General features: G+C 63.7%; 11 protein-coding genes and 2 pseudogenes. 7 read left to right on the top strand and 6 right to left on the bottom strand.

Going from position 1 to position 12,219, the window contains the following annotated elements; genetic code table 11:
- Nucleotides 1-59 precede the first annotated feature (59 nt).
- Together G4D79_RS29775 and G4D79_RS29780 are read right to left on the bottom strand one after the other, a co-directional pair.
- A pseudogene (locus G4D79_RS29775) lies at nucleotides 60-458 on the bottom strand (transposase); the annotation flags it as partial.
- A 388-nt stretch (nucleotides 459-846) separates the two neighbouring features.
- Nucleotides 847-1,788 (bottom strand): GlxA family transcriptional regulator, encoded by a 942-nt coding sequence (locus tag G4D79_RS29780; protein ID WP_058228536.1) that lies wholly within the window; start codon nucleotides 1,786-1,788, stop codon nucleotides 847-849.
- 108 nt (nucleotides 1,789-1,896) lie between these two features.
- Between G4D79_RS29780 and G4D79_RS29785 the strand changes: the two genes are divergently transcribed.
- The gene (locus tag G4D79_RS29785; protein ID WP_003941073.1) at nucleotides 1,897-2,208 is read left to right on the top strand and encodes a putative quinol monooxygenase; all 312 of its coding nucleotides are present in this window, start codon (nucleotides 1,897-1,899) and stop codon (nucleotides 2,206-2,208) included.
- Nucleotides 2,209-2,499: 291 nt separating this feature from the next.
- On the opposite strand, the gene G4D79_RS29790 is transcribed toward G4D79_RS29785, so the two are convergent.
- Nucleotides 2,500-2,664, bottom strand: a complete 165-nt coding sequence (locus G4D79_RS29790) for a hypothetical protein (RefSeq protein WP_156888995.1) — start codon at nucleotides 2,662-2,664, stop codon at nucleotides 2,500-2,502.
- Between the two features lie 176 nt (nucleotides 2,665-2,840).
- Between G4D79_RS29790 and G4D79_RS29795 the strand changes: the two genes are divergently transcribed.
- The 6 genes and pseudogenes from G4D79_RS29795 (at nucleotide 2,841) to G4D79_RS29820 (ending at nucleotide 8,630) form a co-directional block, all read left to right on the top strand.
- Nucleotides 2,841-4,166: an ISL3-like element ISPfr2 family transposase gene (locus G4D79_RS29795; RefSeq protein WP_214514726.1), complete on the top strand. Its 1,326-nt coding sequence runs from the start codon at nucleotides 2,841-2,843 to the stop codon at nucleotides 4,164-4,166.
- Nucleotides 4,167-4,262: pseudogene (locus G4D79_RS34745) on the top strand (uracil-DNA glycosylase); the annotation flags it as partial.
- Between the two features lie 102 nt (nucleotides 4,263-4,364).
- The gene (locus G4D79_RS29805) at nucleotides 4,365-6,065 is read left to right on the top strand and encodes a hypothetical protein (protein ID WP_214514728.1); all 1,701 of its coding nucleotides are present in this window, start codon (nucleotides 4,365-4,367) and stop codon (nucleotides 6,063-6,065) included.
- A 67-nt stretch (nucleotides 6,066-6,132) separates the two neighbouring features.
- The gene (locus tag G4D79_RS29810) at nucleotides 6,133-6,720 is read left to right on the top strand and encodes a hypothetical protein (protein ID WP_214514729.1); all 588 of its coding nucleotides are present in this window, start codon (nucleotides 6,133-6,135) and stop codon (nucleotides 6,718-6,720) included.
- A 596-nt stretch (nucleotides 6,721-7,316) separates the two neighbouring features.
- Nucleotides 7,317-7,955 carry a hypothetical protein gene (locus G4D79_RS29815; RefSeq protein ID WP_065353011.1) on the top strand — a complete coding sequence of 213 codons (639 nt, stop codon included), beginning with the start codon at nucleotides 7,317-7,319 and terminating at the stop codon, nucleotides 7,953-7,955.
- A 450-nt stretch (nucleotides 7,956-8,405) separates the two neighbouring features.
- Nucleotides 8,406-8,630: a hypothetical protein gene (locus G4D79_RS29820; RefSeq protein ID WP_003943993.1), complete on the top strand. Its 225-nt coding sequence runs from the start codon at nucleotides 8,406-8,408 to the stop codon at nucleotides 8,628-8,630.
- 271 nt (nucleotides 8,631-8,901) lie between these two features.
- On the opposite strand, the gene G4D79_RS29825 is transcribed toward G4D79_RS29820, so the two are convergent.
- Genes G4D79_RS29825 through G4D79_RS29835 form a run of 3 tightly spaced genes read right to left on the bottom strand, consistent with a single transcriptional unit; the run spans nucleotide 8,902 to nucleotide 11,703 of the window.
- Nucleotides 8,902-9,714, bottom strand: a complete 813-nt coding sequence (locus tag G4D79_RS29825; protein ID WP_214514730.1) for an AAA family ATPase — start codon at nucleotides 9,712-9,714, stop codon at nucleotides 8,902-8,904.
- On the bottom strand, nucleotides 9,714-11,099 hold the full coding sequence (locus G4D79_RS35310; protein ID WP_214514731.1) for a Mu transposase C-terminal domain-containing protein: 1,386 nt from the start codon (nucleotides 11,097-11,099) through the stop codon (nucleotides 9,714-9,716). Before G4D79_RS35310 ends, G4D79_RS29825 begins: the two co-directional genes overlap by 1 nt.
- Nucleotides 11,100-11,106: 7 nt before the next feature.
- Entirely contained in the window at nucleotides 11,107-11,703 is a 597-nt protein-coding gene (locus tag G4D79_RS29835; RefSeq protein WP_214514732.1) for a recombinase family protein, read from the bottom strand.
- Nucleotides 11,704-12,219: the final 516 nt, after the last annotated feature.

Here is a 12,219-nt window from a genome sequence, read left to right on the forward strand (position 1 = left end):
TGGGCTGTCGCACTTCTCGCGGGTCTGTCCAGAAAACGGTGTAATTGATTGGTTTCTAACTACTTTCGTCCGGCAGACAGCCGTCCGTCGAACGTTATCTCGAAGGCATTCAGTGCTGCCTTCCATCGGTTGGACCAGCGTTGGCGGGCGGTGCCTTTGGGATCGAGGCTCATGATGGCCAGATACACGCATTTCAAGGCCGCGGCCTCGGTCGGAAAGTGTCCACGGGCCTTGACAGCCCTGCGGATTCGAGCGTTGACACTCTCGACGGCGTTGGTCGTGTAAATGACCTGCCGGATGGCGTTGTCGAATTGTAGGAACGGCACGAACTCAGCCCAGGCGTTAGTCCAGAGCCTGATGATCGCGGGATAGCGTTTCTCCCATTTGTCACTGAACTCTGCGAATCGGTCGAGCGCGGCCTGCTCCGACGGAGCCGTGTAGACGGGTTTGAGGGCTCTTCCCAGATGAGGGTGTAGGTCGGCCGGGCGCGTCGGTCCGCAGGTAGACGTCGAGGTCTCCCGACGATGGAGGTTCCTACGCCATCCATCCGAAAGACCTCGACGTGACCGACGCTACCCCGCCGGCCGGCTTCGGCCGCCCTGACCTGACCGCCTTCGCGTCTCATCCCAATCGACCCTGATCGAGTCTGCTGACCCCCTCTACGAGAACGCAACGACATCACAGCCACCCAACCCCGACCGTCCGGGAAGCCGGGACACGTCACATGGCCTGTGCTGCGGGCGTGTCGAGTGGGTCGTCCAGGGGCGACGCAGGAGCGTCGACGCGACGTGCTGAGAGGTGGTTCCAGTCGAGCACTAGGACACCGGCTACAGGCATGGCGATAGGTCAGGAACGGCGTCGCTCCCTACGCAGGAGGGAGCGCAGAGTCTCGGCGTTCGCGTAGCCGACCCGTAGCGCGATCTCGGCGGAGGTGAGGTCCGTGGTTGCTGAGAGGTGCCGAGCTCGTTCGATGCGAAGCCGTTGGACGAAGCCGAGCGGAGTGAGGTTGAGCGCCGCACGGACTCGTCGTTCGAGGGTGCGCCGGCTGGTGCCGAGCGACTGCGCGACGAAGGCGACGTTGAACGGTTCGTCCAGGCGGGCGCGCACGAAGCGTTCGAACTCGACGACGATCGGGTCCTCGTGCCGGAGATGTTCGTAGGCGACGAAGGCCGCCTGCGACGGACGCTCGTCGATGATGAGGAGCTTGGCGACATGTTGGGCCAGGTCGGGGCTGATCGATCGCACGAGTGAGAGCGCGAGGTCGATGTGGGCGAACGCGGCGCCGGCGGTGACGAGGTTCCCGTCGACCACGACCATGGTGTCGAGATCGAGGGCGACGGTCGGATAGCGCTTCAGGAACTCCGGCCCCAGGAACCAGCTGGTCGTCGCCCGCCGATGATGCAGCCGTCCGGTCTCGGCGACAGCGAACACGCCGGTGCACGCCGCGGCGATCCGGGTGGTCGCGTCGTCGAGGCGCCCGAGCGAGGCGATGACCGAACGAGCATCTCGGCTCTGGAGGGCGTCGTTGGTAGCGACGGCCGTGAGGGTTCCAAGCGCAGGGACGACGACCACGTCGAACTCTGCGGACTCCGACAGCGGGTGGTCCACCGACAGGGTCATCGATGCCGTCGTGGTCACTCTCCGTTTCGGTCCGAGGATGGCGAGTTCGATCGGGTCGATCCGCGGGTCGACATCACCGCGGGCTCCGTCGGCCACCCGCACGATGTCGATGACCGACGCGACAGCCGAACCGAAGCAGCCGTCGATCGCGATCAGTCCGATACGCATGGCGCGAACAATAGCAATACTGCCGTATACGCCACTTCTCACATGCCCTTGCTCGTCATACGCTGAACTCGCTTCACCAAGAAACCTCGACACCTAGGAGAACCCCTCATGTCCACACCCGCATCACTTCCGTATGCCTTCGTCGCCAAGATCGTCGCGGCCGATGGACAGCACGACGCGCTCGCCGATCTGCTCGCCGGCGCTGTCGCGCTCGCCAACGAAGAAGTAGGAACGATTGTCTGGTTCGCGGTCAGGACCCACGCCGACACCTTCTGGATCTTCGATGCATTCCCCGACGAGGCCGCTCGCGACGCCCACGCCAACGGCGCCATCGTCGCAGCCCTGATGGCCAACCAGCACCTCCTCGGCGCAGCACCCGAGATCCTGGCGGCCGACGTCCTCGCGTCCAAGCTCCCGTAGTCCGCCAACGCACGAGACGATCGCGCCCCGCCGAGCCGTCGCCAGGTCGCGACGCAACGCCACGCTGCGTTGCCGAGCGGTACGAGGCCTATCGGCACACGGACAGGATGCCGGCCGCGAGCGCTCAGCCGGCGAGGGGTCCGTCGCAGAGGAGAGCGACGTCGGTGTCGGGCAGAGCCGTGAGGCCAGCGCATCGCGCGACCACCAGAACCGAACAGCCCCTGCCCTGCGTTTCCGCAGGTCAGGGGCTGTTCGCCGGAGCCGCCTGTCGGAATCGAACCGACGACCTAATCACGTCGGCTTTGCGTCTATCGCTTGATGCGCCCACTGGGCGAACGAGCCGCTGACCTGCGCAAACGCCGAGCGTGGGGGACGCCGCCATCCGGTGGTGACCGACGACGACCGACCAGTACCGACCGTTTCACCGGAGCTTGCGGCGGCGTCGAAGCCGAGCAAGCTCCATTCCTTTAGCTCACCGCGCCCTCCTCCTCGCCGGTCCCGTCGTCGTCGAAGACATTTCAGGGGTCTTCTCAGATGACGGTGTAGGTCGGCCGGGCGCGTCGGTCCGCAGATAGACGTCGAGGTCTCCCGACGACGGAGGTTCCTACGCCATCCATCCGAAAGACCTCGACGTGTCCGACGCTACCCCGCCGGCCGGCTTCGGCCGCCCTGACCTGACCGCCTTCGCTCGACTCGACGGCCTCGGTCTGAGCGTGACCGGACAACGACTTGAACCGGATCGTGCGGTCCTCGCGTGCCGCGTGGTGGAACCAGATCAGTGGTGCCGACGGTGCGGCAGCGAAGGCGCTGCTCGTGACACCGTGATCCGGCGGTTGGCCCACGAGCCGCTGGGCTGGCGACCGACCGTGCTGGAAGTTGTAGTGCGCCGCTACCGCTGTGCCGACTGCGGACACGTGTGGCGCCAAGACACCAGCGCCGCGGCGGAGCCACGCGCGAAGCTCTCGCGCACCGGGCTGCGGTGGGCGCTGGAAGGGATCGTGGTCGCACACCTCACCGTCGCCCGTGTCGCCGAGAGACTCGGGGTCGCGTGGGACACCGCCAACAACGCGGTCCTGGCTGAAGGCAAGCGGCTGCTGATCAACGACCCCACGCGGTTTGAGGGCGTGAAGGTCATTGGCGTCGATGAGCACGTCTGGCGCCACACCAGGCGTGGCGACAAGTACGTCACCGTGATCATCGACCTCACCCCGGTCCGCGATGGCGCCGGCCCAGCAAGGCTGCTGGACATGGTCGAGGGCCGGTCGAAGGCGGCGTTCAAGACCTGGCTCGCCGACCGCGACGACGCCTTCCGTGACGCGGTCGAGGTGGTCGCGATGGACGGCTTCACCGGGTTCAAGACCGCCGCTGCAGAGGAGATCCCGGACGCGGTCACGGTGATGGATCCCTTCCACGTCGTGCGCCTGGCCGGTGACGCCCTCGACAGGTGCCGGCGCCGGGTCCAACTCGCGATCCACGGGCACCGTGGGTTCAGGGACGACCCGCTCTACAAGTCGCGGCGCACGCTGCACACCGGCGCGGACCTGCTCACCGACAAGCAGAGCGACAGGCTACGCGCGCTGTTCGTTGATGACGCTCACGTCGAGGTCGAGGCGACCTGGGGTGTCTACCAGCGCATGATCGCCGCCTATCGCCACGAGGACCGGCAACGTGGCCGCGAGCTCATGGAGAAGCTGATCACCGACCTCAGCGCCGGCGTCCCCAAGGTGCTCACCGAGCTCACCACCCTGGGCCGGACCCTGAAGAAGCGAGCCGCTGACGTGCTCGCCTACTTCGAACGACCCGGCACCAGCAACGGGCCGACCGAGGCGCTCAACGGACGGCTCGAACACCTGCGCGGCTCCGCACTCGGGTTCCGCAACCTGACCAACTACATCGCCCGAAGCCTGCTCGAGACCGGCGGCTTCAGACCCCAACTCCTACACCCCCGATTGGGATGAGCCGGAAACATTCCTCATTGCTCCGATCGTGGCTTGAACTCGGCCGGCGGACGGGAACGATTCGACGCCGCCATCACCGACATCGCCAGGATGCTTTCCACCGGAAACCACCACACCAGCAGAAAGCGGACATCGATGAACGAGACACCCTCGTCGAACAGTTCACCATCAGAGCCCACTCGACCAGGCACTGCTGCAATGGACCTGTTCGAGGGCGCCGGCCCTGGCAGCGAACTCGCTGTCTCCGTCGAGCCGGAAGGCATTCTCGTTGCCGGGGACCCGGAGGTCGTAGCCGGATACCTCGCGCGCCTGACCGATCTCGCCGGCGAGGCACTCGATGTTTCCGGCGTCAGCACAACCTCGATGGCCAATGTCGCCGCCGCTGCCGTCGGAGCGAAATCTATTGCCGCCCAGGCCGGTCAGTTCGTGCGACTGTCACCGGACAGCGTCCAGGCATTGAAGACGTACAAAGCGTTGCCGGGTGACAGCGGGTTCTTCCGAATGACCGTCGTCGACCAAGCAGGGAAGTTCCGTCAGCAACTGCAATGGCAGAAAGTGTCCCTCGGCCCCACCCAAGCACTGTCCTTCCAACTCATCGCGGTGCAGGTCGCCCTCTCGGCGGCCATCGCATCGGTGAACGAATCGATCGCCCGCGTCGACGGTAAAGTCGAACAACTCCTCGCCCTCGCCCAAGCTTCCCGAGTCGGTGACGTGGTCGGTCATTTCACAACCCTGGATCGGCTCGTCACCACCCTCGACGAACACGGAACACTGCCGACCGCAGACTGGGAATCTGTAGCCGGACTCCGGCCCACCCTGAATGTGACCATCGAGCGACTCCGAGAACACGTCAAACGCACCTTGGCCGGGTTCGATGCCACTCGCCCGGTCCAGGACCGCGCCGACTATCTCCGCCGAGCAATCGAAGAGAACCGGCTCGGCGAATCCCTGCACCTGTTGGTGGTCGGTGAGCAGTCGCTCTATCTGTGGCAGCGGTTGCGGATCGCGCGCGTGCAGGCCACCGAGCCGCAGCATCTGCAGGTGGTGCTCGACGACGCACGCACAGTGCTGGCAGAGCATTTCGAACGCGACGGCGAACTGTTGCTGCACGCGCGGTCGGAACTGTCGAACTTTGCAAAAATGCACCGACTCGACGGGTTCCGGTGGGGCGCCGCCCACAATCTCAAACACGACATCGTCAAACTCAAGGACGACCTCGACGACTTCGCGCAGGCACGTGGCAGTCAGGTCATGGGATGGACCGACCACGAGAGTCCCAGCGTCGTCGACGCCCTGGCGGAAGTCGGAAGTCGGGCAGCGTCCGCAGGCAGCGCTGTCGCCGGCGCGGCCGGCAAAGCGATCGGTGCCGGTGCCTCAGGAGTCGGATCCGGGCTCGGGTGGGTGGGCCGCGGGATCGGAAACCTCGTGGGCTCGGGAAACCAACATGCAGACAAAGTCGAGATACCGACACCTACAACGGAACATCGTCTCGCGGGTGCAGCCACCGCAACCGCACAACCTGACGAGCCGAATCCGATCTCGTACGACGGCGACGTTTCGACATCCGAATTCTCAATGCTCACACATCAATCCGATCGAATCATGCCGTCTTCCGCCCCGATCGCGTACGACGATGACATCTTGCAGCTCATGCTCTTCGGCCATCTACAGGTCGGCGACCAGCTGACGTATCACGATACCGGCCGCGGGCTCACCTACGTCGCAACGATCACGCGGGACGGGGCCCTCGACGTCGACGGGAAACGCTACGGGCCGCCCTCGGCGCCGTTGACGGACATCATGGGCCGGCAACGGCACGGTTGGAGGGACTGGCAACTGGCCGATGGGCGGCAACTTCGACAGCTGCGGCGACAAGCGTACGCAGAAATGCTCCGCTGACACCCGTCCTCTCCGCCACCACACGCCGGCCCGTCCGCAGAATGAAGTGATCTCAATGACAATGAAGATGTCCTGGCTAGCAGCGCCGATCCTGCTTCTCGCGCTCAGTGCGTGCAGCGACCAGGGCTCGTCCACCGAACCTGCCTCGTATGAGGGAGCAACTGCGACTGCCACGACACCGAGCTCGTCAGGGACGCTCACACCGATTTCCAGTGCCGCGATGGTGGAGACCACGACGGACACCATCGTCGAACCGCCCACAGCGGAGGCGACATTCATCGACTCGTCAACGCCGGTGGTGACCAAGCACATCGACTACTGCACCTCGCCCGGTCCGAACACCGCGTTCACGGACGGAACATACGGTTGGACGGACGAATGCGCCAGCCCCGCAGCGATCAGCCGGGTCAGCGAGATCACCGCCAACGGAGGATCCTGCGACGGAACCACGTGCACCAACTCACTCGGAATGACCTTCCCCGATCCTCGGGCCGACGCCGGAATGACCGATGCACCGCCAACAGCCGGCACTCCTCGGACCACGACAAGCACGTCGACAGTAACGAATCCGCCGAACCATCCCCAGGTCCTGTGGTCGGATTGCCTGCGGCAAGGCAACACCCCGGAACAATGCCGCGAAATACTCGACAATTGATTTAGAAAGTCCGGCAGTCCTAAGCAGGTCGGAGCTGCCATTCCGGGGGCGGTCTCGACACTCTCGCCCGACTTTCATCCACTCATTCACTGGGTAAGTTCCATGGTGTGAATGTCCGGGCATCCGCACTCGAGTACCGTCCGAAAACTGATGGACACGATATTCGACGTAGGTACTTCATACAGACAGATTTTCGACGGAACGACGAGAAACCCGCTGCGGAGACCGAATTCGGATACACACTGCGTACTCGGCCACGGTCACCTGGACCCACTCGGCAAAAAGGAAAACACGCCGCACACCTCTAGGTGACCCACCCAGCTGGGCGTCAGTACCAGCTGAGTGGGTCGAGTGCGCCCTCTGAAGGGCCGGGCACACGATTCGAGGGGACAGCCCACCGGGAAGTGTGCGGTCACATCTCGGCGAACCCCATTCCGTCGCCGCCTCGGGCGGAGATGGCGCGGAGGGAAATGTAGCGCACCCGATTCCGCTGACCTGCGACCACCCGGCGTGTTTCGGCGGCCACTTCCTTCCCATGATGTGCGGCGGATCTAAGCTCACCTGAACAACCACGGCCTCACCTCAAGGGAGCAGCGATGAGTCCTCGGTCCACCTGGCTCCACACCCGATCCGCCGAATTCCGGGCCGCTCTGCTCGATCTCGGGCTCACGATCACCGACACCGAAGCCCGGAAAATCCTCGACGACAAAGTCACCGAATACGCGACGCTGATGAGAGTCACCCGCCAGACCGCACAGCGAGACTTCACCGACGAACGTCTCCTCGCGTTCGCACAGTCCCTCGCTGTGTCCCTCTCCGACGAAGCCCCCGGCGCCGACCTGATCGAATTCGAGCGCAGCATCTCCATGCCCGTCGCTGCAGTCGGCCTGACCACCGCGGCGCTGGCCGAAGCCTTGAAAGTCGCGCACATCAACCTCGACGACAAAGAAGCTGTCGCCGGGCTGTCCTTGCTCTCGACTCTCGGCATGATCACCGCCGATGCGAACGACTCCGTCGTCCCGACCCCACGCCCGCTGCTCTTGCGGATCGCCCGCTACCTCGACGGCGCCGCGGCATCCATCACCGACGGTGCGAACCTGCCCGACGGACTCGACGACACCCACAGACAGCAATTCGCGGACATCCTCGCCCAGGACGCCGACGGAATCCGGGCCCTCGCCAACACCGAAGACGGCGACCCCCCGAGCCTGTGGCGCACCCCCAACCCACGCTGACCCCCGGCGCAGCGAAAACGCAGTCCTCGCGGAAAACGCAGTCCTCGCGCCAAAACCTGCGGGCGGCTCGCCCGCCGATAGACCAGAGGTGGCTACCGGCGGAGCGTTCGCCATACCCGTTGGGGACCGGGTGATGCCGCCCCCGAAAATTTACGTGGCACCCACCCCGGTTACCAGTCTTCGCACAGTTACAGCTACTTGAGCATTGAACTACCGAGGAGTACCTCGCCGCCTTCAGGTGAACCGGTACCGAGTTAGTCCATCGCGTCCATGGGTGCGCCGTCACTTACCTCCCGCGCACCGATCACCCAGCAATGACGCAGTAACATCACACACTGGTGGTGCGCTGCTTCCGCCTCGGTTCCAGCGCACCACGCACCACCCGTTACCACCGCGCAGGCAGTCGCCCTTTCGATCGGCCTGCATGATCCACACGTGCAGGAGCTACCCATGGCCTCCCCCGGCGAGCGTCTAACCGCCAAACTCGAGCAACTCCCCATCAGCGACGACGCCCCCATGTGTTCGCTCCTGCGCACGACGCTGCTCGCACACGCGCAACAAGGCAGCGACATCACCGAACCGACCGTGCTCGGACTGCTCGCTATCACCGGTGTCCTCGAAGAACGACTCACCAGGCTCGAAGCCATGATCCAACCCGTCAGCACCACTACATAACCCCGGCGTCGCCTCGCACCCACCGACCACGGCTGCACGAACGACTCGGCGTGCCAGTCGAACCTGCGCTCATACTCGGCTGCATCCTCTCCGCCATCGTCATCGCCTGGTGGGCAGCCTGAAAGAAACTCGTCTGTCGAAAACGCAAAGCCAACGGTTTATTCGACATAGATTTTCGACACGAGATCTCGACACCTCACCCTCAGTACGAACTGGGGATATATGTGGAGTTTGCCGCTCTTTGGCGGTTTTCTTTGATCGCTCCGTGTCGTTAGTTGCCGATGACGAGGATGCTGGCCGCAGCCTCAATGACGTCGTCCGTGATGGTGTCGAGCTGGTTGATCTTCAATACCCGGTTGATCTGAGGGAAAAGTCGCTCGAGAAGGCGGAAATTGCCGCGGGTGATGCGCTCGATGGCGGCAATCGCTTGCGCGTCGGTGAAGTCTTCCGGGTCGAGAGTCTTGCCGAGTCGTTTCCAGTGGCGATCGAGGACGAAGAGGAGTTCGTCGCGTCCGAGAGCGCGGTAATGGTGTGAGAATCCGAGGCGGCTGTAGAGCTGCGGGTAGTGGCGGAATCGCTCGTCGATGCCCGGCATGCCGATCAAGATCATCGCGAGGTGGGTGCGATCGTGCTGGTCGCGGAGCAGCTCGAGGGCGGTGGGGGTGAGCCGTTCCGCTTCGTCAACGATGAGGAGTTCCACAAGGCGGGTGACATCGTTCTGCCTGACCCTTTCCGACTCCGGCATGAGGGAGCGGAGGTGCTCGTCGGCGCAAATCCCAACTTTCACCTGCCAATGATCGATGTCGTGCATAAGGTCTTTAGGGCGGCAGAGCACTTCCGGTGTGTAGAAGACGGTGCGGGATCGGTTCGCGAGGGCGTAATGCTTCGCATCGTGATCACCCCTGGGACCCCATTCGTTGATGTAGGGCTCGAGCGCTTCCCAGTTCGCGTACCGACGGGCGGAGTTCGTCTTCCCGACGCCGGCAGCGCCGTGACAGATGCCGATGGTCTTTTCTTTCCGCACGGCGTTGGCGAACTCGGTGAAGCGTCGGTGTTCTTTGGTGACGATGAATGCCTGGTTCATCACTCGTCCTCTTCGTAGGTGCGCAGCTTCGGCCGCCGCTTTGTCGGTTCAGGGGCGCGAGGTTCCTCGCGGGTGGCAACGGTCGGGATGCGATCGTTGATCGCGCGGCGCAGTTGCTTGCGGCGGGCGCGACGAGCGGTTTCGATGTCGCGGAGACTGAGACGCAGGTTGGGGTGGGCCTCGTCGATTGCGGTGCAGATAAAATTGTCCCGGTCGTACACGCGGATCTCGGAGATGTCGCGGGGGTCGTACCGGATCGTGATGGTGTGCCCCACAAACGGAGCGAGCGTTGGGGCCAGGTAGCGCTGGCCTTGGAAGTGGATGCCGTCACGTTGCACCACTCGGTTCTTCGGAACAGTAAGGAGCAGTCCGTCGAGTTCTTGAAGACTGTCGGGCATTCGCGGCAGCCAACCGTCAGCGACCCAGGCGTCACGCGGTGAGATCCCCAACTCGCGATGGGTCCGGTCGTTATAGGTGCCGATGAATTCGCCGATCGCACGGTCGAGCCCGGCAAGGTCGAGGACGGGAGTTGGTGCCCGGCTACCCGGCCCGAGGTGGCCGGGGAGCGCGCTCACGAGTTCCGTGTTGACGGTGCCGAAGAACCGCTCGATCTTGCCGCGACCCTGTGGCCTGCCGACGGTCGAGTGGATGATCCTGATGTGCAGAGCTATAGCTGTTCGTTCGAGGTGGTGGCTGATGAAGTCGGAGCCGTGGTCGACGTGCAGGATGTCGGGGATGCCGCACATTGCCCATGTCGGGTCGGTTTTCCGCCAGATCGCCTGCCGGAGGGCGAGGGCGGTGTTAATAGCTGACGGGGCTCCGCTGAACACCATGTATCCGCAGATCGCACGGGAGTAGTCGTCCATCACGGTCGTCAGCCACGGTCGGTCAGGTTTTCCGTCAGCGCCGACGATGAGGATGTCGAGTTCAGTGTGGTCGGACTGCCACGTCTGGTTGGGGTGTTCCGCGCGGCGCCGGAAGACGAGCTCGTGCTTGTCTCGGTACGAGACTGGCCCCTCCAGCGCCAAAGTGACAAGTGCCGGATCGAGGGCCTGGACGATTTGCCTCACTGTCGCATAGCTCGGCGGCGGCAGCTCACGCGCCTGAGCATCGGTGATGGCGAGACGATGCAGCGTGGCGAGACTCGGGCGCGGCCGACTGAGCGCCAGTCGTTCGATGAACGCGACCGTCTCTGCTGAGGTTCGTCGGGCACCTTTGTCTATACGCGCATGAGCGTCAAGTGATGCGATGCCGCCTGCGCGGTAGAGCTGGTGCCAGCGCTGCAGAGTTCGAGCGGAGATCCCGGTTTCCCGGGCAAGGACCGCGAGCGGAATCTGGTCTTCGACATGCAGCCGAAGAACACGCCACCGCTCGGCCGCGTCCACAAGTCACCTACACAGTGGAGCTTTCGCGGGCCGCTAAGGCCTGCTGATGCCGGTACAAAGTGGCACGACTCCACCCGACGAGCTTTGCCGCATCCTCCGCGGTCCGGCCCTTCGCCCGGGCCTCGGTTACGAGCTTGAGTTTGTCGGCTACGACCGCGGGATCGGACAAGGGCCTACCAAACTTGGTGCCGCTATTTCGGGCGGCGGTGATTCCTGCGTTCACACGCTCGGTGATCAGCTCGCGTTCGTACTCGGCCAAGGTGGCGAGCATGTTCAGCATCAGCCGGCCCGACGTTGTCGACGGGTCGATCCCGTCCGAGATGCTCTTCACTTGGATGTCCTGCTCTCGGAGCAGCTTCACCGTGTTGAGTACATCGATGAGGGACCGGCCGAGGCGATCGACCCTCCACACCACGACGGTGTCTCCGGGCTGGGCGTACTCGAGCAGCTTCTTTATCCCAGGACGTGAAATAGCGGTCCGACTGCCCGAGGTGACGTCAGCAAAAATGTCCCGCTCCTGCACGCCCGACTTGACCAGGGCGTCGACCTGCAACTTCGCGTCTTGGCTTCTTGTGCTGACCCGCGTATACCCGAGATATCTCACCCGGCCATTCTGCCTCAGAAACTGCTAGAAGTGGCGCGTGAAAGACATTTCACGGTAAGACATCTTTCCAAGACAAATGGCGCCCCGGAAATCCGCCACCTCCTACAGAGGCGCGCAAGAGGTAACTCGTGTCTCGAAAAGCTTTAGATTCCCGAGGCAGAGTGTCGGCCGGAAAAGTCGCCTTGCGCTTAGCGTGGCTGAAGGCGACCAATTTCGACGCTGAGTCAGGGTTCGCATCACGGAAGTTGTGCACCCTGACATTTAGGGCTTCCACACGTACGCCCATACGGTCAGACGCGCGGAGATCGCTACGATCACGGCGACGTCGGTAAGGGCCAGCCAGATATCGCTCGCGAACTTGCCGTCGTGATCATGCGACCGACCGCGCTGACTTTGACGAAACCGCTCAACCAACTGTGCAGCGTGTCGATCAGCACAAAGGTGTTTAGAAGGAACGTCAGCTGGAAGAGGATCAAGAATGAAATGCCCTGGGCGCTCGGTTCCGGGGTCTCGGTG

The organism is Rhodococcus sp. WY5 (assembly GCF_018588185.1).
GTDB classification, from domain to species: domain Bacteria; phylum Actinomycetota; class Actinomycetes; order Mycobacteriales; family Mycobacteriaceae; genus Rhodococcus_F; species Rhodococcus_F qingshengii.